This is a genomic window from Zobellia sp. 1_MG-2023 (assembly GCF_030549125.1).
Classification (GTDB): domain Bacteria; phylum Bacteroidota; class Bacteroidia; order Flavobacteriales; family Flavobacteriaceae; genus Zobellia; species Zobellia russellii.
Genome location: NZ_JAUOSY010000005.1, coordinates 131798 through 155736, shown reverse-complemented (window position 1 = coordinate 155736; position 23939 = coordinate 131798). Strand labels below are relative to the sequence as shown.

The window sequence follows — 23939 nt, the reverse complement described above, 5'->3', positions numbered from 1 at the left end:
TACAAAGATAGAAAGATTTTGATCGGTGACTGATACTCAAACCGTTAATTTGGCAGTAATCAAATCCGCGCCCAGTAATTTACGACAGATTCTTGGATAGATTCTTGTTATCCAATACACTTTAGAAATCCATGAATCCTTAAAACACCAAAAATCACACCCCTCATTTATCACTAGGGTTACTGCTCATATTCATTTATCTTTGCGGGCTCAAAACCAATTCATGTCCTACTCACTTCTATCCTCACCTTTGCAAGGTTTTACAGATGCCACGTTCCGTAATGCACAGCAAAAGTTCTTTGGCGGTATAGATACCTTTTACGCCCCTTACATTAGGTTCAATAGAAAAATGATCATTAAAGGGTCATACCAACGCGATTTAAACCCGGAGGTGAATACCAGCTTAGAATTGATTCCCCAGGTAATGACCGCAGATGTGGAGCACTTCCTATTCGTGATCAAGTACATTGAGTCCTTAGGGTATACCGAGCTTAATTGGAATTTAGGCTGTCCATACCCTATGGTTACGAACAGCGGCATGGGATCAGGACTCATTTGTAATACCGAAAAAATAGATCATATTTTAGATCGCGCACATAGCGAGACCAATGTTACCATATCTATGAAAATGCGTCTAGGATATGAAAACAGTACCGAAATTCTAGATGCCTTCCCCATTCTTGAAAAATACCCGCTTAAAAACGTAGCGATACATGCACGTCTTGGAAAACAATTGTATAAAGGTGGTGTAGACCTAGAAGCTTTTCAGAAATGCATAGACGTTGCCAAACACACTTTATACTATAATGGTGATATTACCACGGTAACACAATTTAAAGCCATGAGAGAGCGCTTTCCCTCAATTGAACATTTTATGATAGGCCGCGGTCTTATAGCCGACCCATTCCTACCCAGTATGATCAAAGCGGACACCACGGACTACCCTGCCAAACGATGGGACATTTTTAGAGAATTCCATGACACTATTCACCAACAGTATGATGCTATGCTCTCCGGACCTACCCCAATTAAAATGAAAATGCTTGGCTTCTGGGAATTCTTTTCACAATCTACACACAACCCCCAAAAAGTATACAAGGCCATAAAAAAAGCAGGAAACCCTATGAAATACAAACAAGCTGTAAGGGAAATTATAGCTACCCAAAAAAGAATGACAACAGCTTAGGAACTCCGAACAGGAAACGAAATACACCTAATAAAAAAGCTCTTTAAAACTAATGTTTAAAGAGCTTTGGATAAAATTGTGACCCCGGCAGGATTCAAACCTGCAACCCTCAGAGCCGAAATCTGATGCGCTATTCAGTTGCGCCACGAGGCCAATTTTATGCTAATTTCTGTTTTACTATGGCAGATATGGTTTTACCATCTGCCTGTCCGGCCAATTCTTTGGACACTATGCCCATAACCTTGCCCATATCTTTCATGCCGGATGCTCCTGTTGCATCTATGGTCTGCACTACTACTTTTTCAATTTCTTCTTCCGTAAGCTGTTCCGGTAAAAACTGTTCGATTACCGCAATCTGTGCCAATTCCGGTTCAGCAAGATCTGCTCTTCCCTGTTCCGTAAAAATAGCCGCACTGTCCTTACGCTGTTTTACAAGTTTTTGAACCAGCTGAATTTCATCTTCCTCTGTAATCTCCTTGTCCGTACCACTGGTCTGTGCCATAAGCAGGGCCGATTTTATAGCGCGAAGCGATTCCAAAGCAACACTATCCTTTGCTTTCATTGCCGCTTTCATCTGCTCCATCACCTTTTGTTGTAAGCCCATGCCTTTTTTATTTAGGACTGCGAAGATAAAAAATAAACCCGAAAAAAAATTAATTTTTTCGGGTTTAAGCTTGAGTTAGTTAGTTTATTTTAAAATATCTAATCTACATTATCGTGTAAAAAAGAATTGTTGGAACGTAACCTAATTTCATCGTTGCTATCCTCTCCCAATGTAGTTCTTGAAACCTTGCTCTCTTCTCTTCTAGCATCGCTTAAATCAATACCCTGACGTTTGTAAGCCGGCTCCTTTTCAATTTCGTCAATGCTGCTTACACTGTTTTGAAACTTATAGTTGAAGTCCTTTAATTTTCTTCTTCGCTCATCCGCTCTCTCCCTTAAAAGATCATCAATTGGACTGTTCATTGGGTCTACCTCTGCCGGTGCTTCACTTTGAGGTGTTTCAACACGCTTTACTTCCATTTTAGGCTCTTCCCTAACTACTGGTTTAGGTTGTTGCGGTCTTGGAGTAGGCTTTGGTGCCGGTTTGGCATTGGCAAGCTTTTCCTCCATTTCCATATAGTCGTCCAAACTATAACGCTTTTCGCCTTCCTCGTTATATTCAAGAACAGGAATAACTTCTACGTGACTGTTAACGTCTATATCCTTAACATCATCATCCAGACTAAAAGTAATAACATTATCCTGTGCTTCGTCTTCTACTTCATCTTTTTGAGTGAAAGGCATATCAAAACTCATGGTAATCTGCTCTTCCTTGAGTTTATCATAAGATACCGTCATTGGGTCTATAACCTCAATATCATTGATAGCATCTTGGGCATTAACGATTACAAAATCGTCTTCAGAAGTATTTACCTCTGCAACTTCTTCTAAAACTTCTTCATAAAAAACGTTGAAGTTTTTAATATAGCTAGTAGTCTCTATTAAATCCATGCCCGGCTCCTCTGGCGCATCTTCTTCAAGAGTGTGCTTGATCACCGGGGGTTCTTCCTTTACTTTTTCAATTGGCAATTGGTGAACTACGTTCTTTCTTGCCATTAAATCATGCTGGGCCCGTTGCTCATCTTCCAACGTGTGAATGATTTTTTTAGTTTCGGTATTTACAATTTCATCTTGCTGATCTACATCAAAACCCGTTGCAATAATGGTTACGGCAATAGCCTCTCCTAAATCTTCATCTTCACCTACACCCATGATGATGTTAGCGCCATGACCTGCTTCAACTTGAATGTAGTCATTAATTTCACCTATTTCATCAATAGTAATTTCTTGAGAACCGGAAACAATAAGCAACAATACGTTCTTGGCCCCACTGATTTTGTTATCGTTCAATAATGGAGAATCCAACGCTTTTGTAATGGCCTCATGCGCCCTTGCAGAACCTGTTGCCTGAGCAGACCCCATAATGGCAGTACCACTATTGGAAAGTACGGTCTTGGCATCCCTAAGGTCAATATTCTGAGTATAGTGATGTGTAATTACTTCTGCAATACCTCTAGCAGCCGTAGATAATACTTCATCCGCTTTAGAGAAACCGGCTTTAAAACCAAGGTTACCATATACTTCACGAAGTTTGTTGTTATTGATTACGATCAATGAATCTACATTGGCACGTAATTTTTCAATACCGATACGTGCTTGTTCGCAACGCATTTTACCTTCAAACTCAAAAGGCATGGTAACGATGCCCACGGTAAGCACGTCCAACTCTTTGGCTTGTTTAGCTATTACAGGAGCAGCACCTGTACCGGTACCACCACCCATACCAGCGGTAATAAATATCATTTTGGTAGTAGTGGCAAGCATCTGCTTGATTTCTTCCATACTTTCCAAAGCGGCCTGTTCACCCACCTCAGGGTTGGCACCAGCACCCAATCCTTCTGTTAGTGAAACACCTAGTTGTATTTTTGTTGGCACAGAACTATTGTTCAAGGCTTGGGAATCCGTATTACAAATTACGAAATCTACGCCATTGATGCCCGACTGAAACATGTGGTTAATCGCGTTGCTACCACCGCCCCCTACGCCGATTACTTTAATTACATTGCTTTGATTCTTTGGAAGATCAAAGGATATTCCATCAAATTCCGTGTTGTTGTTCATAGTGTATTTTTATTACTGGTTAATGTGTGTCATACTTTACTCGGCGTTATCCAAAAAGTCTTTCAACTTCTCGGACCATTTGTCAAATACCGTTTTGCGTTCTTTTTGAACTTTTGCCGTGGCTTGTTGTTGCTGGTGTTGTTCTTCTTCCTCATGGCCTGCCATAACAAGTTCTCCTTCGTCTACAACAGGTGCTTCTTCCACTTCAACAACTTTACCTTTTTTTTCATTTGCCACTGCGTTCATCAATAGACCAACTGCCGTAGCATATAATGGACTGGCGATTTCGGCATCTGAATCGCCCGCCAAGTGTTCATTAGGGTAACCGATACGTGTATCCATACCCGTAATGTATTCCACCAACTGCTTTAAGTGCTTCAACTGGCTTCCACCACCTGTAAGCACAATACCTGCAATCAGTTTCTTTTTTTGTTCATCATGACCGTAGTTTTTGATTTCGGCATAAACTTGCTCAATAATCTCAACTACACGTGCATGAATAATTTTGGATAGGTTTTTAAGGGTAATCTCTTTAGGCTCCCTACCACGCAGACCGGGTATAGAAACAATCTCATTATCCTTATTTTCTCCTGGCCAAGCGGAACCGAACCTTACCTTTAAAAGTTCTGCTTGTTTTTCAATAATGGAACATCCTTCTTTAATATCCTCGGTTATTACACCGCCACCAAAAGGAATTACCGCCGTATGCCGGATGATGCCATCTTTAAAAATGGCCAAATCCGTTGTACCGCCTCCTATATCGATCAATGCCACACCGGCCTCTTTTTCTTCCTTGCTCAATACGGCATCGGAAGAGGCCAAAGGCTCCAGTGTAATATTACCTAAATCCAGACCGGCGCTTTTAATACACCTACCTACATTTTTGATTGAGGAAACCTGTCCTACAACCACATGAAAATTAGCTTCCAAACGGCCACCGTACATACCAATAGGCTCCTTGATCTCAGCCTGCCCATCCACTTTGTATTCTTGTGGAAGTACATGAATGATCTCTTCGCCCGGAAGCATCACCAATTTGTAAACTTGGTTACATAGCTTATCCAAATCGTCATCATTGATAACTTCTTCAGAATCTGCTCTGGTGATATAATCGCTATGGTGCAGACTTCTTATATGCTGCCCGGCAATACCTACCACAACAGAACCTATTTTAAGACCTGAGTTAAGCTCAGCTTCTTCTACGGCTTGCTGTATGGACTGTATAGTCTGTGTAATATTGTTTACAACACCGCGATGCACACCTAAACTTTTAGATTTGCCGATGCCTAGAACCTCAATCTTACCATACTCGTTTTTCTTACCGATTATGGCTACGATTTTGGTTGTTCCAATGTCCAATCCTACCGAATAATTACCTACTTCCATAACTTAAATTTTGGTGCACACTACTTGATTGTCAAACTCTAAACTAACAACATCATAGTTCTGCAGAGTTTTGTCTTTATTTGCTTTGGCGTAAAATGCCTTGAAATTGCTAAACTTTTCTTTCAACCTTTCTACATCTCCCAAATTGACAATAAACTCTTCGGTTCGAAAGCGAAGCTGGTATTTCTCCTCGCTTACGATATGTAACCCAATGATGTTTTTCTTAAGAAACTCGTCCATATTGATGTAGGTCAAAACTTTATAGACATCCGCTAAGCCTTCATCCGTTATCCGCCCGGTAATTATAGGTACCCGTGCAGAATAGCTATTTGACAATGGCATTTGCTTTCCGTCCTCGTCAAGATAAAATTTTGAATCCCCTTCTATACGTCCGATTGGTGTGCGTTGAATGATTTTCGACGCTAATTCACCGCTTACTGTAAGATAAACTTGGGCACTTTTTACCATTTTGTTGGCCTCAATGGCCTTCTCCAGGTTATTCAAAGCTAATTTTTCTTTGGGCAAGTTTTCAAGGCTACCGAATTTTTGTATTAACAATTTATTAACCGAGCCTTCGGTGATGAATAAATTTTGATTTTCAACGAATTCAATCGTTATTCCTTTTACATTTCGCTTCGCGCTTCTTTGGTTAGAAAATGCGTAAAGCCCCGTTATTACAACGATTAAAGCCAAAAACTTTATGTAGTTATAATTAATACGCATGTTGCAACTCTTTTGTGATCTTACTAACTTCCAAACCTATATCTCCCGCACCCATGGTAATAAGAACCTGCGGATTTTGTTCTTTTATTTCGTTTATTAATTTGGATTTCTGAATTGTTTTTACTTGAGCTCCCTTCATCTTATCCAACAACCATTCCGAAGTTATTCCTTCAATAGGTTTTTCCCTAGCCGGATAGATATCCAACAACAGAATACTATCAAACTTTGAAAGGCTTTTCGCAAATTCATCTCCAAAATCCCTAGTCCTTGAGAAAAGATGGGGTTGAAAAATAGCCAATGTTCTCTTGTTCGGGTGCATTTCCATTACCGCATCATAAACGGCATCTATTTCTGTGGGATGATGCGCATAATCATCTATAAAAACAAAATCTTCGTTTTTTATTTTATAGGAAAACCGTCTTTGCACCCCTTTAAAGGTTGCCAGTGCACCAACTAATTTATTTGCGGATACACCAGTGCGCAAGGCCATAGCAAAAGCTACCAGTCCGTTTAACAGATTATGTCTTCCCGGTTTACTGAACTTCACATCTATTAAAGTCGCATCCGGAGTTTTCAAATCAAAAATATAGCTTCCATTCTCGATTTTTAGATTGTTAATACAGTAATCCGCATTATCATCTATCCCATATGTAATTCCGGCCAACGGCAACCCTTTTCTCACGAAAAGTGCTCCATCCGGCGCCACTCTGTTGGCAAACTCAACAAACGATTTCTGTAATTCCTCTGGGTTGCCATAAATATCCAAATGATCTGCATCCATAGAGGTTACGCAAGCCACATTAGGAAACAACCTTAAAAAAGACCTATCAAACTCATCTGCTTCCACAACGGAATAATCCGTGCCTTCAAAAACAAAATTACTATTGAAATCTTCGGAAATTCCACCTAAAAAACCTGTAAAACTAACCCCTGTTTCTTTTAGCAAGTGCGCCAAAATACTTGTCGTGGTAGTTTTACCATGTGTACCCGCAACCGCCAAACAGAAGCTGCCTTTGGTTATCAATCCTAAAACTTCTGATCGTTTTTTAATTTCAAAACCATTGTTCTGAAAATATTGATATTCCGTATGCTCAACAGAAACCGCAGGTGTATATACCACAAGGGTATTTTCCTTATTTTTAAATAAATCCGCTACATCATTAATATCATCTTGATAATGGATATCCATATCCAGACCGGAAAGTTCTTCCGTAAGGGGAGTTTGGGTTTTATCGTAACCGGCAACATTCTTTCGTATAAACTTAAAATAACGTGCCAATGCAGACATACCAATGCCTCCAATGCCAATAAAATATACGTTATGTATGCGTTTTAAGTCCATTTCTACCAATCTTCATGCCTCTAGTTACGGGCGGCATCCCCAATTAATTTTTCTATTTCGTCTACAATATCCTTGGTTGCATTAGGCAAGGCCAACCTTTTAATATTTTCGGCCAGACTTGCTTGCTTGACTTTATCTTGAAAAAGCTGCGTAAACTCGTTTTCAAATTTCGCGTCAAGCTCACTTTCCTTCAATAAAATAGCCGCATCTTCATTAGCAAGTGCGCGTGCATTTTTTGTCTGATGATCCTCTGCTACGTTGGGCGAAGGAATAAATATTACCGGCTTACCTACAATGCACAGTTCCGATACGGAACCGGCACCAGCGCGCGATATAATGATATCTGAAGCAGCGTATGCATAATCCATCCGGTTCATAAAATCCAACACCTTCACCGTTTCCGAGTTGTATTTGGCATACTCATCTATGTAAAGTTTACCACACTGCCATATTAGTTGAATACCCGTCTTTTCAAAGAAATCAAGGTTAGCCGCTATCAATTGGTTGATGCGTCGTGCACCAAGACTTCCGCCTAAAACCAAGAGTGTAGGCACTCCCGTTTTCAATCCAAAGAAATCCAACGCTTCATTTTTATCAGCTGTCATTTCCACTAAATCGCCACGAACCGGATTCCCGGTCTTCACAATTTTATCCTTTGGAAAAAACCGATCCATCTCATCATAGGCCACACAAATTTTGGCCACTTTATCCTTTAGTAATTTGTTAGTAATACCGGCATACGAATTCTGTTCCTGCAATACACAGGGCACGCCTTTACCGGAAGCCACACGCAACATAGGACCACTGGCAAAGCCGCCAGTACCTATTACGGCATGGGGCTTGAACTTTCGGACTATTTTACCTGACTTCAACAAACTACTTATTACTTTAAATGGAAACATTAAATTTTTAAGGGTCAGTTTCCGTTGCAACCCGCTAATCCATAATCCTTCAATTTCGTAACCTGCTTGCGGCACCTTCTCCATCTCCATACGGTCCTTAGCACCCACAAATAAAAATTGTGCGTCAGGATGCCTCCTTTTCAATTCGTTGGCAATGGCGATTGCCGGGTAAATATGCCCGCCCGTACCACCACCGGAGAGTATGAATCTATAATTGCCCACTTAGTACTTCTAAAGGATTAGTTTCATCTATATCTGCGGATGGTTTTTCCGCATTTGAATTTTTATTACTTACACTTAAAATAATACCAATGGCCAAACAGGTCATCCAACTGCTGGTACCACCACTACTGATCAGCGGTAAGGTTTGCCCTGTTACAGGAAAAAGCTCAACCGCAACGGCCATATTTATCAATGCCTGAAAAACGATAGGAAGCCCCACTCCAAGGGCTACGAGTTTCCCAAAAATAGTACCACTACCATTGGCCACTACCACAATCCGGAATAAAAGGAACATGTAAAAAAACATTAGCGCAAATCCTCCGACAAGTCCATATTCCTCAACGATTATCGCATAAATAAAATCCGAGGAACTCTGTGGCAAAAAGTTCTTCTGAATACTTTTACCAGCACCCTTCCCCACGATACCGCCTGTGGCAATAGCAATCTTGGCCCGTTCAATTTGATAATCTGCTTCCGTATCTTCTGCATCGGCAAAATTCTCTACCCTACTGATCCAAGTATCTACACGATTAGGAAACAAACCAGGAATTGCCTTGGCCGTTAGTATAAAAAATGCAAGGCTCAACACACTCGCACCTATAATTCCGATAAGATATTTAATAGGATATCCTCCTAAAAAACACAACAAAAGCACCATAGAAAATATAATGGCCGCAGTTGAAAAGTTTGCCGGTAAAATAAGGGCTACCGTTAGAAAAACAGGAATCCACAATGGCAAAATGCTCTCCTTAAATTTCACATCTTTAAGACGGATCTTACTGAGATACCTAGCTACATAAATCATTAATACCACGGCAGCCAGATTAGAGGTCTGAAACGAAATACCCACTAGCGGCACACTGATCCATCTACTAGCATTGGCACCTCCTATAGTAGTTCCTTGAGCCAAAGTAAACACTAACAAAACCAATACAATAGGCATGGCAATAAGAGAAAGTCCCTTAAAAAAATGCGAAGGAATACGATGCACCCCATATATAATACCAAAGCCCAATGACAACAACAATGCATGTTTTACCAAATAGCCAAAAGTAGTTCCGTTCCCCACAACATACACCAGGTTACTACTGGCACTGTACACCGGTAAAAACGAAAACAAGCCCAAGAGGGCCGCAATGGCCCAAATAGCTTTATCTCCTTTGATATTTTGAAAAAATGCGTTCACTCTATATACTTTTTACAATGCTTTTACAGCTGCTTTAAATTGGTCGCCACGATCTTCATAGTTCTGAAACAAATCAAAACTGGCACATGCGGGAGACAACAAAACCGTATCGCCACGTTCGGCAATCTTATAAGCTACCTTGACAGCTTCTTCCATAGCAAAGGTCTCCACCATCAAATCCACCACGTTACCAAAAGCATCTTTGATTTTTTCGTTGTCAAGTCCTAAACAAACTATAGCCTTAACTTTTTCACGCACTAATGGCATCAATTCTTTATAATCATTGCCTTTGTCCTGTCCTCCAACAATCCAAACAATAGGTGTTTTAACGCTATCCAATGCGTAAAATACAGAGTTTACGTTGGTTGCCTTAGAATCGTTTATATACTGTACGTGATGTATTTTCAATACGTTTTCAAGGCGATGTGGCGCTCCCTGAAAATTAGCGATACTCTCACGGATCGATGCTTTTCTTATCCCTACTAATTTTGCAGCAGTCATTGCCGCCATGCTGTTCTTTAAGTTGTGTTTTCCTTCTAGTGCTAATGTCTCTTTTGTCATTTCCAATGTCTCGTTAGTTGAGTTCAGTATTATGTTGTTGTTCTTTAAGTAAGCTCCTTCTTCCAATTCTCGCATAATGGAAAAAGGGAGCAATTTTGATTTAAAGGGGTGCTTTTCAAGCCACGCGACAATCACCGGATCATCTGCGTCATATATAAAAAAGTCGTCTTCGGTCTGGTTCTCCGCTATGCGGAATTTTGAAGCGACATAATTTTCAAATTTGTAATCATACCGGTCCAAATGGTCCGGAGTAATATTTGTTAGAATGGCGATATGCGGTTTAAAATCTACAATACCATCCAACTGAAAACTGCTTATTTCCAAAACATAGAAATCAAAATTGTTCTCCGCTACCATTTTGGCATAACTATCACCAATATTCCCCGCCATTCCTACATTTGCACCTCCTTCTTTTAAAAGGTGATTTGCCAACATAGTTGTGGTGGTCTTACCATTGCTTCCGGTAATTCCTATTAAAGTAGCATCTGTATATTTTGATGCAAATTCGATTTCCGAAATAACAGGAATACCTTTTTCCTGCAAGGCCTGAACCAATGGCACCGTATCAGGTATACCCGGACTCTTCATTACCAAATCCGCATTTAGGATTTTCGCCTCGGTGTGCTTTTCAGCTTCCCAATCAATATCAAAATGTTCAAGAACGTTTCTATATTTTTCTTTAATTTTTCCTCTGTCGGACACAAAAACCTCGTATCCCTTTTTCTTTCCCAAAATGGCCGTGCCTACTCCACTTTCGCCTCCACCTAAAATCACCAACCTTTTCATCTTATCTTACTTTCAAGGTAACGATGGTAATAATGGCCAATAGGATACCTACAATCCAAAAACGGGTTACGATCTTACTCTCATGATACCCTTTTACCTGATAATGATGATGAATGGGCGACATAAGAAAAACACGTTTCCCCTCTCCAAATTTCTTTTTGGTATACTTGAAGTAACCCACCTGTATCATAACCGATAAAGACTCGGCAAAAAAGATTCCGCATAAAATGGGAATCAATAATTCCTTTCTAATAATGATGGCGATTACCGCAATGATTCCTCCAATTGTTAAACTACCGGTATCTCCCATAAACACCTGTGCAGGAAAGGCATTGTACCAAAGAAACCCTACCAAAGCCCCTACAAAAGCAGTTATAAAGACCACCAACTCCCCTGAATTGGGTATAAACATGATATCTAAATAATTGGAAAATATGACGTTACCGGATACCCACGCAAAAATGCCGAGCGTAAATACGATAATTGCCGATGTACCCGCTGCTAGCCCATCTATACCATCCGTAAGGTTGGCTCCATTGGAAACCGCAGTTACAATAAGTATTACGATAGGAATGAATATCAACCACGCATAATCCCTAGCACTTTCTCCGGCCCAACCAATAAAATCACTATAATCCAGTTCATTGTTCTTGAAAAAAGGAACCGTAGTCCTTACGGATTGAATTTCCTTCCCCATAACGTCACGTACTTGAAGCTCCTCCGTAATCATAGTGCTAGAGTCTTCTCTCATGGTTACTCCAGGGTGAAAATATAGGGTAGCTCCAACACCAAGCCCTAAAACTACCTGACCCAAAACCTTAAACCTGCCTTTAAGCCCTTCTTTGTCCTTTTTGAACACTTTAATGTAATCATCCGTAAAACCGATGAAACCCATCCAAAGCGTGGTGACAATCAACAAGATGATGTAAATATTATCCAACTTAGCGAACAGAAGTACCGGTATTAAAGTAGACATGATAATGATGAGTCCGCCCATGGTAGGGGTTCCCGCCTTTTGTTTCTGCCCTTCAAGACCAAGGTCTCTTACACTTTCCCCTATTTGTTTCTTTTGAAGAAAAAGAATAACGCGCTTACCATATACCGTAGCGATTATCAATGAAAATAGAATAGCCATAGCCGCTCTAAAGGTGGTGAACTGAAACAAGCTCGCCCCCGGCAACTGGTATTGTTTTTCTAAATATTCGAATAGGTAGTATAGCATCTTTTAAGCTTCTAGTCTTTTTCTTATTTGGTCCTTGTTATTTATCCAAACTTTTGAGAACGTCTTTGACCATTTCAAAATCGTCAAAATGAATACGCTTTCCGTTGGTCTCCTGATAGGTCTCATGACCTTTACCCGCAATGAGGATAATATCTTCGGCATTGGCCAATTGGCACGCCGTTTTTATAGCCTGTTCCCTATTTTCTATGGATAGGATTTTCTTTACGTTCTGTGGCTCCACTCCCTCTTCCATAGCTTCAATTATGGAGGACGGCGACTCACTTCTAGGATTATCCGAAGTAAAAATGGCCTTATTGCTCATTGCCGAAGCAATATGACCCATTACCGGACGCTTAGATCTGTCTCTATCGCCACCACACCCCACAACGGTGATGACGTTTTCATTTCCAGTTCTCAAAGTGCTGATTGTTTCCAACACATTTTTTAGCGCATCCGGCGTATGGGCATAATCCACTATGGCAGTAATCTTTTTACTAGATATAAAATATTGAAAGCGGCCATCTACATTGTCCAATTCACTCAGCAACCTTAAGGTTTCCAGAGTTTCCATACCCAACAAATCCGCGGTAGCGAAAATAGCCAACATATTATAGGCATTAAAATGACCTATTAACCTAGACCACAGTTCATGCTCGTTTATTTTTAATAGTGTACCGTTAAATTGACTCTCCAATACTTGCGCACGATAATCCGCATACGTTCTTAGCGCGTAGGTATATTTTTTTGCTTTCGTATTCTGAAGCATGACAGCCCCATTCTTATCGTCTATATTGGAAATGGCAAAAGCACTTTTTGGTAATTGATCAAACAGTATCTTTTTGGTATCCCTATACTCTGCAAACGTCTTATGGTAATCTAAATGGTCATGGGAAAGGTTCGTGAAAATAGCCCCTTCAAAGACCAACCCTTGTGTTCTTTTTTGGTGAATTCCGTGCGAACTGACTTCCATAAAACAAAACTCCACACCAGCCTCGTTCATAAGGTACAGGTGCTCATTAATTGTCAATGCATCCGGAGTGGTATGGCTTGTTGCATAAACCTCATCATCTACCATAATTTTGATAGTTGATAAAAGACCCACTTTGTATCCTGCTTTTTTAAACAATTGATACAGTAAGCTAGAAATAGTGGTCTTACCATTGGTACCCGTTACCCCAACTAATTTTAAATTCTTTGAAGGATTACCATAAAAATTAGAAGCCATCATTGCCAAGGCAGTATTGCCGTCCTTTACCTCTACATAGGTAACCCCATCTATGGTTTGCTCTGGTAGCGTCTCGCATACAATAGCTTTTGCACCAAGGTCTATAGCCTTAGCTATGTACAAATGACCATCTGTTACCGTGCCTTTTATAGCCACAAAAACATCATCCATCTTAACTTTTCTAGAGTCAAAACAGATAGCGTTCACCAATACATCGGTAGAACCGATTACGTTGGTGAGGCTTGCACCGAACAATATGTCTTTTAGCAACTTCACGATAATTCTAGTGTAATTTTTTTGATATCCTTAATATCCGCTCCTTGTGAAACGGACTGTCTTTTTACTTTGCCATTGCCCCTTACCTCTACCTCAATCCCTAAATTTTCTAGAATGGAAATAGCATCCATACCGCTCATACCCTTAACATTAGGCACTTGCTTGTAGCTCTTTTGGGCCTCCGCATAATATTTTTGGTACGATTTATCCAATCGTTGGTCTTTCATCTTTTCCATATCTACCTCATCTACCAACGGCGATGTAGCGTACACCTTCTGAGCAACAGATTTAAATACCGGTCCGGAAACATCCGCCCCATAATACCCCACACTCTTGTCCGGTTCATGAATAACCACTATACAGGAGTATTTTGGGTTTTCCGCCGGAAAGTAACCTGCAAACGAGGATATGTATTTTAATTTGTCCGGATCCTTGGACACATAGTTTTTCTGTGCCGTACCCGTTTTCCCTGCCATTGAAAAATTAGGTGAATACAGACCGTGACCCGTTCCATATTTTTTCTCCACTACATTCTTTAACAACTGCTGAACTTTAGCCGCCGTTTCTTTAGAACAAACCGAAGGATTAATCACCTCTTTATCAAATTTCTGAATGGTAAGATCCCACTCACGCACTTCTTTTATCAACCTAGGCTTTACCATTTCACCATCATTGGCGATAGCGTTATAAAATGTCAACACTTGTAAAGGCGTCATTGAAACCTCATACCCATGGGACATCCAAGCCAACGAAATACCGGACCAACCTTTATCTCCAGGAAATCTAATAACCGGCTCTCCTTCACCCTTTATAGGCAAATCAAGCTTTTTGTTGAGATTCATACTCATAAGACGATTGACGTATTTTTCCGGATCGTTCTTGTAATTGTTATGAATCATTTTTGCAAACGCCGTGTTAGAAGAAACCTCAAAAGCATGGCCTGCAGAAATCTTACCGTAACCGCCCCACTTGGAATCCTTTACAATTCTATCATAGATTTTCCAGCGTCCTTTTTCCGTATCCATTACGGTACTGGTATCAATTACCTTATCTTCTAATGCGGCCACAAGCGACATTAACTTAAAAGTAGATCCGGGCTCACTAGACTCCCCAATAGCATAATTTAAGCGCTCATAATACTTACCGGACTCCGTTCTTCCCAAATTTGAGATAGCCTTTACCTCTCCGGTTTCCGTTTCCATTACAATAACACAACCATGGTCCGCTTTGTAATGCTCCAGCTGCCCCAGCAAAGCGTGGTGGGCGATATCTTGAATATTAATATCGATGGTAGACACCAAATCATACCCATCTTTAGGCTCTACGATATTCTCCCACCCTATTGGCTTCCACTGGCCTTTGGCAATCTTTTGTTTTAGTCTTTTTCCTTCAACACCTCTCAAATATTCCCCATAGGCCCTTTCCAGCCCCACACCGGAATAGTACCCATCCTCATCTACATTCTCGTACCCAACGCTACGTTCGGCAATCTTACCTAACGGATGCTCCCTTACCGTTTTCTGCTCAATAATCAATCCTCCTTTGTACGGACCTTTATTGAACAAAGGAAAATCCTTAACCATTATATATTCTGAATAATCCAGGTTTCTAGCGATAAGTGCATACCTATTTTTATTCACTTTAGCCTTGCGCAATAATTTTTGATAATGCGATGAAGGCTTACCCAACATTTTTGAAAGCGAATTGGACAATGGCACAATATTCTTTCTAAAATCCTCATCGCTTACGGTAACCGCATCAAAACGAATAGTGTAACGCGATACCGAAGTAGCCAACAAACTACCATCATCCGAGTACAGATTACCCCTATTAGGCGCAATAGTGAACATTTTCTCCGTACGCTCCATAGCCAAAGCCTTATACTTCTCTCCTTGCACGAACTGAATGTTCACCAATTTGAAAAGTACTGCTACAGCAAACAGGAACATGAACGCCGACACAACGTACAACCGGGTCAATATGCTTTTTTCGGTTACAGCCACTATTCTTCCTCTTTGTTTGATATTACCCTAATCTGTTTGGGCGGCACCTGTGAAGGAAACAACCCTTTCTCCGCAACGATCTGCATCACGGTAGATTCCAACTTTAATTGCTGAACATCCGATCGTGCATCTACAAATTCATTCCGAAGCTCTTTCACCTCTTCGTTCAAAGCGGCAATTTGATGTACTTTTTTATCCGCACTATGCGAGCTACCGATCATTACTGTAGCCAGAAAAGAAGTGAAAATGATGAACAACCAGTTCTTAGGCGCGTCATCACTCACCAAAAACCTACCTTTAAGTATGTTCAACAATCCTTTTTTCATGTTTTTCTTCTCTCTTTTCAATTTTTAAGATTCACTTTTTCTATGCGCTCCGCAATTCTCAATTTGGCACTTCGCGCACGATTATTCTGTGCTATTTCCTCTTTGGACGGAACAATTAACGGCCCCACTTTTTTAAATGGAACATCTATATTTCCATAAAAATCTTTTGGCGCCTCGCCCTGAAACTGCCCTTCTCTAATGAACCTTTTTACCAAACGATCCTCCAATGAGTGATAACTTATTATACTCAGCCTACCTCCTACATCTAGCAACTCCCGAGTTTGCAACAAAAATTCCTCTATTACAGCAATCTCCTGATTGACCTCAATACGAATAGCCTGATAAATTTGGGCCAATATTTTATGCTCTTTCGCATTGGGCAGAAATGAGCGCAACACCTCTTTTAACCTGTCCGTTGTCTTTATAGGCTCTTCTTCTCGCTTTGCCAAAATGGTCTTTGCCATGGCATTCGCATTTCTTAAATCGCCATACTGAAAAAGAACTTTTCTTAAATCGTCATAATCATACGTATTGACCACATCATAAGCGGACAAAAGATTCCTTTTGCTCATGCGCATATCCAAATCCGCTTCAAAACGGGTAGAAAATCCGCGTTCAGCTCTATCAAACTGATGTGATGAAACACCAAAATCGGCTAAAATTCCATCTACCTTTCTAATGCCATAGAACTTAAGAAACTGTCTAATGAACCTAAAGTTCTCATTGATCAATGTAAACCTTGGGTCTCCTAGCGTATTTGCAAGCGCATCTTCATCTTGATCAAAGGCAAACAATTTACCCTCGCTTCCCAATTGCTTCAATATGTGCTTGGAATGCCCTCCGCCACCAAAAGTGACATCAACATACACGCCGTCTTCCTTTATATTGAGACCGTTTACGGACTCTTCCAATAAAACAGGGTTATGATACATAGCTTTCGTCATCTCCGTCATCCCCCATCACCTCTTCTGCCAGTTCGGCAAAATCCTCTGCAGTTTCTTCCAATACTTTCTCATAACTATCCTTGTCCCAAATTTCAATAATGTTGATTGCCGAACTCAAAACCACCTCTTTAGAGATATTGGCAATCTCCACAAGGTTCTTAGGAATTAGCATTCTACCTGTAGCATCGATCTCTATGACCTTTACCCCAGCAGAAAAACGACGGATAAAATCGTTATTCTTTTTCTTGAAACGGTTTTTCTTGTTCATCTTCTCCATAAGAAGATTCCACTCTTCCATAGGATATAATTCCAAACAAGGCTGAAAAACAGATCTTTTGATGACAAAACTTTGATTTAAAATAGGAGACATCTGATTTTTTAGGGCAACTGGTATCATTACCCTACCTTTGGCATCGGCCTTACAATCGTATGTCCCAATGAAATTTATCACTTAAAAAAGCTGTTTTACAATACTATAACTCAAAACTACAAATTTTATTACCACATTTTACCACTAATTACCACTTTGTTAATAACTAGTGGCTTTTGGGCATAAATTATGGGCAATTTAGTGCCCTGAAAAAAGAGCGAATTTTAGTCGTAATCAAAAAATAATGGGCAATTCTCGCTTTATTGGCCTATACTTGTATAATAGTCATTGTAGGATTATGTCTATCTTTGACGAACAGACCAAGAAGTATCTTGAATGGAAGAAAATTTAATTAAGGAAGGAAAATTCCGGTATATAGAGATAGGCGAAGGTACACCTATCATTATTTTACACGGTCTTATGGGAGGGCTTAGCAACTTTCAAGGTGTTACTGAATACTTTCCTAAAAAGGGTTATAAAGTACTTATTCCAGAATTACCTATCTACGATATGCCCATGCTTAAGACGAACGTCAAGCAATTTGCTAAATTCCTAGCCAAATTCATTGAGTTCAAAGAGCTTAAAGATGTTATATTATTAGGAAACTCTCTAGGAGGGCACATAGGTCTACTCCACACCAAGCTGTACCCTAAACTGGTAAAAGCCCTCGTAATTACAGGCAGTTCCGGTTTATATGAAAGTGCTATGGGAGACGGCTATCCAAGACGTGGCGATTATGAATTTATAAAGAAAAAGGCCCAAGACGTTTTTTATGATCCCGCCATTGCCACCAAAGAAATTGTAGACGAGGTATTTGCTACTGTAAACGACCGAAAAAAAATTATAAAAACATTGGCTATCGCCAAAAGTGCCATACGCCACAACATGGCCAATGACCTCCCTAAAATGAATACACCAACCTGTATCATTTGGGGCGAGAACGATGGGGTTACCCCACCGGACGTGGCCGATCTTTTTCATGAATTGCTACCTGATTCTGACCTTTATTGGATTGAAAAGTGTGGTCATGCCCCAATGATGGAGCATCCTGATAAATTTAACGAAGTTCTGGACAACTGGTTGACCCAACGTAAATTTTAGCAACCACACTACCCAATTAAATAGTTTCCGAAGGTGAATATTAAAACGGCTAATTTTATAATCAGTAATACTGATGTGGCAAGATGCCCAAAAGAACCCCTACCCGAATATGCTTTTATAGGCCGATCTAATGTAGGGAAGTCTTCTTTGATAAATAGCCTTACTGAAAGAAAAAGTCTTGCAAAGACCTCTGGCCGCCCCGGAAAAACCCAATTAATCAATCATTTCAAAATCAACGAAAATTGGTTCCTTGTAGATTTGCCAGGCTATGGGTACGCCCGTGTTTCAAAAAAGAGCAAAAAGACATTTCAGAAATATATAACCGATTACTTTCTTAAACGAGAGCAACTGGTCTGCGCTTTTGTTTTAGTCGATATTCGTCATGAACCGCAAAAAATTGACATGGAATTCATGGAATGGCTTGGCGAAAACGGCATTCCGTTCTGTATTATATTCACCAAGGCCGATAAACTGAAGCCTAACGCCATTGAGAAAAATGTAAACAGTTACATTACCGAATTACTGAACGGTGTTTGGGAAGAAGCCCCAAAATACTTCATAACCTCATCTTCTAAAGGATATGGTCGTGATGATGTTCTGGACTTTATAGAAAACATAAACATAGATTTTTTCAAAGACAAAAAAATCTAGGCTTCCATCCTCTTTGTAATTAAATCTACGAGCGATTCCGCATTTTCAATCGTATTCATCTCTTCAGTACCCACAAATACTTCCAAATCATTGTTTGTCCGGGCCAAAATAATCGGAAACGTAAACTTGTTACCAAACTTAGAGGCATACTGTTTTTTGTATTCGTCCCTGTGCAGAAACTCCATTTCCATACTTGTAGACTCTCTAAAACCCTTCCAAACTTTGTTCTCCGTAAAAACTCCGAACGTTATGTCGCACAGGTTGCAATCATACGTACTAGGGCTTAAGATTTTATGAGCACTATCCAATAGAGAGTTTTTTAAACCTGAATCTGCATTATATATAAAAACGAGTTTTTGAATATCTGAATCTTTCATTAGTGCAAGGTAAAACTATATATTTATGAAACTTAAAGAACAAAACCTCATGAACTACAAATCGCCACTTATAATTTTGCTTTTTTCTGTTCTACTACTAAGTTGTAAGTCCCAAAACGGAAATAGAACTTACAGTAGCGAAACCCTAAAAATAATTCCTGTTTCCCAAAACAGCTATATTCATGTTTCATACCTGCAAACAGAAGATTATGGCAAAGTAGCTTGTAACGGATTAGTTTACATGAACGCCGGTGAGGCCGTAGTTTTTGATACACCAATAGACACGGAGACTTCTAACGAACTTATTGATTGGATCACAAAAACGAAGGAACATAAAATTAAAGCAGTGGTCGTAAATCATTTTCACGATGATTGTCTTGGGGGAGTTGACGCTTTTCATCAATTGAACATCCCATCCTATGCCAACAATAAAACCATTGAACTAGCAAAGAAAGAAGGAAATCGGCTGCCACAAATAGGTTTTGAACAAGTAAACGAAATCATCCTAGGAAATAAAAAAATAATCAACCGGCATTTTGGGGAAGCCCACACCAGAGACAATATTGTTAGCTACATTCCAAGTGAACACCTCCTTTTTGGTGGATGCCCCGTTAAATCCTTGAACGCCACAAAAGGATATCTGGGTGATGCCAATACCGATGAATGGAGCAGCACTATCTCTAAAATTAAAACAGCATATCCTGACCTAAAAATCGTCATTCCAGGACATGGAGACCATGGTGGCACGGAGCTGTTGGACTATACCATATCACTATTCAAAACCGAATAACAACCTTTACAGAACCATAACGAATATGAAAAAGAGTCTTTTAATCCTGGTTTTAACCTGGTTCTTCACCAATCCTATAGCGGCACAAGAGCAAAAACCTCCTATAATTGCACCTTTTGACAATGTAGACAAACTATCTACAAACGATTGGTGGAACCGCGATAAAAACCCCATTATCAATCTAAAGGTAAATCGCGATAGTGTAGTTGCTTTTGGCATCTATACCGTTGCCCAACAAACATTGAAACTCAGCGCACAGCTCTACCCTCTTTACCCCAACGAAACACGGGTGGTACGATTGGAAATTAAAGAGAATGGTTCATGGAAAGAGATTCAGAAACAAAACGTAAACGATTTAGGATGGTCCGCTCTTTTTCGTATTGAGAACTGGGACGACACAAAAGACATAAAATATCGCATACGGCATGGTAACAAAGCCACTTATGAGGGATTGATTCGCAAAGACCCAAAAGAGAAAGACGAAATTGTTCTTGCTGCCCTTTCCTGCAACTCTAATCAAGACCGGGGCATGAGAGAAAACTTTGTCCGCAACATTAATCATCAAAATCCGGATCTGATATTTTTTGCCGGGGACCAATCCTATGACCATACCGAACATACGGCGGCTTGGTTAAAATTCGGTCTTCAGTTCAAGGAAACTTTCCGCAACCGCCCTGCTATCAGTATTCCGGACGACCATGATATTGGGCAAGGAAATCTTTGGGGAGAAAACGGAAAAATATCACTCGTAAAAGGGTCTAACGATGGTGGTTACACCTACCATCATGAATATGTAAAAATGGTAGAGCGTTGCCAAACAGCACATTTACCAGACCCTTATGACCCTACTCCCATTCAACAAGGAATTGGTGTCTACTATACCAATTTACCTCTTGGCGGTATAGACTTTGCCATTCTGGAAGACCGAAAATTCAAGTCTGGACCTAATGGAAAAATACCCCAGCAAGGCCCACGACCGGACCATATTAGAAATCCCGACTATGACCCGGCATCTATAGATTTGCCCGAACTTAAATTGTTGGGCGACCGTCAGCTTACATTTTTGGACAACTGGGGAAAAACAAATACAGAGTCACTTAAAGTAGTTTTATCACAAACCGGTTTCTGCGGTGGCGCACATATTCACGGTTCTTTGGATAACAGGCTTCATGCCGATTTGGACAGTAACGGATGGCCGCAGACAGGGAGAAACAAAGCCCTACAACTTATAAAAAACGCCAATGCCGTTCACATTGCCGGAGACCAGCATTTGGCAACCGTAATCAAGCAAGGCATCCATGAATTTGGAGACGGGCCATGGTCCTTTATCGTTCCTGCTATCGTAAACGACTACTATAGTCGTTGGTGGTGGCCAGAAGATGAGAAAGCTGGAAAAAAACCTAATACCAATACATCACTTCCTTGGACGGGCGACTATCTAGACGGATTTAACAATAAAATAAGCATGATGGCCTATGTGAACCCGGAAAGTAATTCCAAGGGAGGTGGTTATGGTCTGGTTCGGTTTAACAAAAAAGATAAAATAACCACATTTGAATGCTGGCCCAGATATGTAGATGTAACGCAGCCAGATGCCCAACAGTTTGAAGGGTGGCCCTTCACAATTCCTATGGAATACCCAAAAAATTAAAGACATGAAAAGTACACTTCACAAAGCCAATACCCGAGGCCATGCCAATCATGGCTGGCTCAATAGTTATCACACTTTTAGCTTTGCCAATTACCACAATCCAGACCGTATGAACTTTGGGGTCTTACGTGTCTTAAACGACGATGAAGTTGCTGCGGGAATGGGTTTTGGAACCCACGGCCATAGCAATATGGAAATCATCTCTATTCCACTTGAAGGCGACCTTGAGCACAAAGACGATATGGGAAATACCACCATTATTCGCCAAGGAGACATACAGGCTATGAGCGCAGGTTCCGGAATACAACATAGCGAAAAGAACAAAAGCCGAGAGAACAAGGTAAAGTTTCTACAAATCTGGATACTTCCAAATAAGGTTAATGTTACACCACGTTACGATCAGATAACCCTAACTTCGGGCAGTTTAAGCAATCGCTTGCAGCAAATTGCATCTCCCAACCCCGATGATGACGGTATTTGGATTCATCAAAACGCTTGGTTTCATCTAGGGGAGTTTCACAAAGGAAAAACCCACACCTATACATTGAAAAACACGAACAACGGAGTTTATGTTTTTCTACTTGAAGGTAAATGTACCGCAAACGGTATCGCATTGGAAAAAAGAGATGGACTTGGAATTGAAGCCACCAAGACAATTGACTTTAACTATAGCGAAAATTCAAAAATCCTTTTAATGGAAGTCCCTATGGCCAATTAGAATTTTTATTTTTTCAACTCTAATTTTTCAGCAAAATATTCACAGAAATCTTTCATGGTAGCCGTCATTTTTTCATCTTGGGTAGCCTTCATGAAAGTATCGGACAATGAAACTAGGGTCTGATGAAAGAATATTTTCATCTCGTCTACAGGCATATCTTTGGTCCAAAGGTCTATTTTAAGGGACTCTTGGTTTTTGCTGTCCCAAACGGACAATAGCATTGCTTTGGCCTTTTCATTGTTTATTCCACCGTCTTGAGCGGACCACGTAAGTTCTTCGGGCACGCGGTTTTCATCTAAACCTACCTTTAATGTTATTTCTGAAGTATAAAGATTTGCCATGTTATTTTTTAGGTTTGTAATTAGATTTTTTAAATATTTCATCTGCAGGTAAGCTCAACATCTGTTGTAACGTTACCTCATTCTTATCCATAAAGGCACGTACAATCTGCCAACCAATATAGCGACCAATACGCCCTGGAGACTCATTGTCCAACTCCAACCCAAACTTGGAAAACGGAGCCGGGTCTAAAAAACGTCTCGCCAAGGTATTATCTGTACTGTATAGATATTCACTCTCAATAAAATTCCTCCAAATGGGTTGCTCATTAGCTTCCGACCAAATCCACTGCTCTTCTGAGAAATTTATCTTTTGAGCATCCGTGGCCAAAGGAAGCAACCTATCCTTTAAATAAAGTTCCTTGCCATAGTAGATAAGTTGCGCAAGAAAGCTACGTTCTTGTGGCTTGGGCACCACCTTTTTTGCAAAAGCACTGGCAACGTCCACAGCTAAATACTTCCTATCCAAATCTGCGCTTATATACCTTTGGATATCCCGGTAAAACCTATGTTCCGGCCCCAAATAATTATCTAGACCAATGAGCAGCAAGGTGTCCGTTAAGATAATTCTGTTACTGTAATCCACATCCGAAGTTACGGTCACTACTTTAGGTGCCTCAAACTTTGGAAAATAGTATTTGATATGCTTAAAGAGGAGTTCTAAAGATTGTTCTTCTTCTGAAAAATCCGAAAATGTCTTTTGCACTTCGGACAATAGCTCCATCTGTATGGTATCTTTCATTTTGGCCACCCAGACACTATCCAGATATTGTGCGGGAAACAGATATGGATATTGTTTTTTTAAAACAGGAAGATCCTCTGGTGTTGTTTCCGCAAACTGCGTATCAAACCTATTAACCTGCAAATCAACTTTTATTTTCTGTACATCTTCAGAGACCTTTGGCCCCTCATTACACCCAAAAAAGGCGAATAAAATCATAAAAATGGCAAAAACTGGTATTTGTTTGCAAAGTAATTTCCGATACATT

The 23939-nt window shown here is 40.2% G+C and carries 23 protein-coding genes and 1 tRNA gene; 6 read left to right on the top strand and 18 right to left on the bottom strand.

Going from position 1 to position 23939, the window contains the following annotated elements:
* Positions 1-223: 223 nt before the first annotated feature.
* On the top strand, positions 224-1186 hold the full coding sequence (locus tag Q4597_RS12375) for a tRNA-dihydrouridine synthase (RefSeq protein ID WP_303406437.1): 963 nt from the start codon (positions 224-226) through the stop codon (positions 1184-1186).
* Between the two features lie 79 nt (positions 1187-1265).
* Here the strand turns inward: Q4597_RS12375 and Q4597_RS12370 are convergent.
* From Q4597_RS12370 to mraZ, 15 genes are all read right to left on the bottom strand, one after another.
* Positions 1266-1339: transfer RNA gene (locus Q4597_RS12370), tRNA-Arg, on the bottom strand.
* A gap of 4 nt (positions 1340-1343) precedes the next feature.
* Positions 1344-1790, bottom strand: a complete 447-nt coding sequence (locus Q4597_RS12365) for a GatB/YqeY domain-containing protein (RefSeq protein ID WP_303406436.1) — start codon at positions 1788-1790, stop codon at positions 1344-1346.
* A 98-nt stretch (positions 1791-1888) separates the two neighbouring features.
* Positions 1889-3850 (bottom strand): cell division protein FtsZ, encoded by a 1962-nt coding sequence (ftsZ, locus tag Q4597_RS12360; protein ID WP_215911801.1) that lies wholly within the window; start codon positions 3848-3850, stop codon positions 1889-1891.
* Between the two features lie 36 nt (positions 3851-3886).
* A complete protein-coding gene (gene ftsA, locus Q4597_RS12355; protein WP_215441251.1) occupies positions 3887-5236 on the bottom strand; it encodes a cell division protein FtsA in 1350 nt (449 codons plus the stop codon).
* Between the two features lie 3 nt (positions 5237-5239).
* The gene (locus Q4597_RS12350) at positions 5240-5929 is read right to left on the bottom strand and encodes a cell division protein FtsQ/DivIB (protein WP_368506682.1); all 690 of its coding nucleotides are present in this window, start codon (positions 5927-5929) and stop codon (positions 5240-5242) included.
* 19 nt (positions 5930-5948) lie between these two features.
* The gene (gene murC, locus Q4597_RS12345) at positions 5949-7301 is read right to left on the bottom strand and encodes a UDP-N-acetylmuramate--L-alanine ligase (RefSeq protein WP_303406434.1); all 1353 of its coding nucleotides are present in this window, start codon (positions 7299-7301) and stop codon (positions 5949-5951) included.
* Positions 7302-7321: 20 nt separating this feature from the next.
* On the bottom strand, positions 7322-8425 hold the full coding sequence (gene murG, locus Q4597_RS12340) for an undecaprenyldiphospho-muramoylpentapeptide beta-N-acetylglucosaminyltransferase (RefSeq protein ID WP_303406433.1): 1104 nt from the start codon (positions 8423-8425) through the stop codon (positions 7322-7324).
* A complete protein-coding gene (locus Q4597_RS12335; protein ID WP_289063371.1) occupies positions 8412-9611 on the bottom strand; it encodes an FtsW/RodA/SpoVE family cell cycle protein in 1200 nt (399 codons plus the stop codon). The genes murG and Q4597_RS12335 overlap by 14 nt, the downstream gene beginning before the upstream one ends.
* 12 nt (positions 9612-9623) lie before the next feature.
* Positions 9624-10958 carry a UDP-N-acetylmuramoyl-L-alanine--D-glutamate ligase gene (gene murD, locus Q4597_RS12330; protein ID WP_303406432.1) on the bottom strand — a complete coding sequence of 445 codons (1335 nt, stop codon included), beginning with the start codon at positions 10956-10958 and terminating at the stop codon, positions 9624-9626.
* A gap of 1 nt (position 10959) precedes the next feature.
* Positions 10960-12180: a phospho-N-acetylmuramoyl-pentapeptide-transferase gene (mraY, locus tag Q4597_RS12325; protein ID WP_215441245.1), complete on the bottom strand. Its 1221-nt coding sequence runs from the start codon at positions 12178-12180 to the stop codon at positions 10960-10962.
* A gap of 37 nt (positions 12181-12217) precedes the next feature.
* Positions 12218-13681: a UDP-N-acetylmuramoyl-L-alanyl-D-glutamate--2,6-diaminopimelate ligase gene (locus tag Q4597_RS12320; RefSeq protein WP_289041647.1), complete on the bottom strand. Its 1464-nt coding sequence runs from the start codon at positions 13679-13681 to the stop codon at positions 12218-12220.
* On the bottom strand, positions 13678-15684 hold the full coding sequence (locus tag Q4597_RS12315; protein WP_303406431.1) for a penicillin-binding protein: 2007 nt from the start codon (positions 15682-15684) through the stop codon (positions 13678-13680). Before Q4597_RS12315 ends, Q4597_RS12320 begins: the two co-directional genes overlap by 4 nt.
* Positions 15684-16010 carry an FtsL-like putative cell division protein gene (locus Q4597_RS12310; protein ID WP_215441242.1) on the bottom strand — a complete coding sequence of 109 codons (327 nt, stop codon included), beginning with the start codon at positions 16008-16010 and terminating at the stop codon, positions 15684-15686. Before Q4597_RS12310 ends, Q4597_RS12315 begins: the two co-directional genes overlap by 1 nt.
* 17 nt (positions 16011-16027) lie before the next feature.
* Positions 16028-16954, bottom strand: coding sequence for a 16S rRNA (cytosine(1402)-N(4))-methyltransferase RsmH (rsmH, locus tag Q4597_RS12305; protein WP_303406534.1), 927 nt, complete (start codon positions 16952-16954; stop codon positions 16028-16030).
* The gene (gene mraZ, locus Q4597_RS12300; RefSeq protein WP_215441241.1) at positions 16932-17405 is read right to left on the bottom strand and encodes a division/cell wall cluster transcriptional repressor MraZ; all 474 of its coding nucleotides are present in this window, start codon (positions 17403-17405) and stop codon (positions 16932-16934) included. Before mraZ ends, rsmH begins: the two co-directional genes overlap by 23 nt.
* A 255-nt stretch (positions 17406-17660) precedes the next feature.
* Between mraZ and Q4597_RS12295 the strand changes: the two genes are divergently transcribed.
* Positions 17661-18425, top strand: a complete 765-nt coding sequence (locus Q4597_RS12295) for an alpha/beta fold hydrolase (protein ID WP_215441239.1) — start codon at positions 17661-17663, stop codon at positions 18423-18425.
* A 33-nt stretch (positions 18426-18458) separates the two neighbouring features.
* On the top strand, positions 18459-19076 hold the full coding sequence (yihA, locus tag Q4597_RS12290) for a ribosome biogenesis GTP-binding protein YihA/YsxC (protein ID WP_289063369.1): 618 nt from the start codon (positions 18459-18461) through the stop codon (positions 19074-19076).
* Here the strand turns inward: yihA and Q4597_RS12285 are convergent.
* Positions 19073-19453 carry a GTPase gene (locus tag Q4597_RS12285; RefSeq protein WP_215441235.1) on the bottom strand — a complete coding sequence of 127 codons (381 nt, stop codon included), beginning with the start codon at positions 19451-19453 and terminating at the stop codon, positions 19073-19075. The two genes, yihA and Q4597_RS12285, sit on opposite strands and share 4 nt — an antisense overlap.
* Before the next feature lie 49 nt (positions 19454-19502).
* On the opposite strand from Q4597_RS12285, the gene bla reads away from it, so the two are divergent.
* Genes bla through Q4597_RS12270 form a run of 3 tightly spaced genes read left to right on the top strand, consistent with a single transcriptional unit; the run spans position 19503 to position 22612 of the window.
* Positions 19503-20243 carry a subclass B1 metallo-beta-lactamase gene (gene bla / locus Q4597_RS12280; protein WP_303406533.1) on the top strand — a complete coding sequence of 247 codons (741 nt, stop codon included), beginning with the start codon at positions 19503-19505 and terminating at the stop codon, positions 20241-20243.
* Between the two features lie 25 nt (positions 20244-20268).
* Positions 20269-21894, top strand: coding sequence for an alkaline phosphatase D family protein (locus Q4597_RS12275; RefSeq protein WP_303406430.1), 1626 nt, complete (start codon positions 20269-20271; stop codon positions 21892-21894).
* A gap of 4 nt (positions 21895-21898) precedes the next feature.
* Positions 21899-22612, top strand: a complete 714-nt coding sequence (locus Q4597_RS12270; RefSeq protein WP_303406429.1) for a pirin family protein — start codon at positions 21899-21901, stop codon at positions 22610-22612.
* Between the two features lie 5 nt (positions 22613-22617).
* Here the strand turns inward: Q4597_RS12270 and gldC are convergent, their stop codons facing one another.
* Positions 22618-22953 (bottom strand): gliding motility protein GldC, encoded by a 336-nt coding sequence (gldC, locus tag Q4597_RS12265; protein ID WP_303406428.1) that lies wholly within the window; start codon positions 22951-22953, stop codon positions 22618-22620.
* 1 nt (position 22954) lies between these two features.
* Positions 22955-23938, bottom strand: coding sequence for a gliding motility lipoprotein GldB (gene gldB, locus Q4597_RS12260; RefSeq protein WP_303406427.1), 984 nt, complete (start codon positions 23936-23938; stop codon positions 22955-22957).
* Position 23939 lies beyond the last annotated feature (1 nt).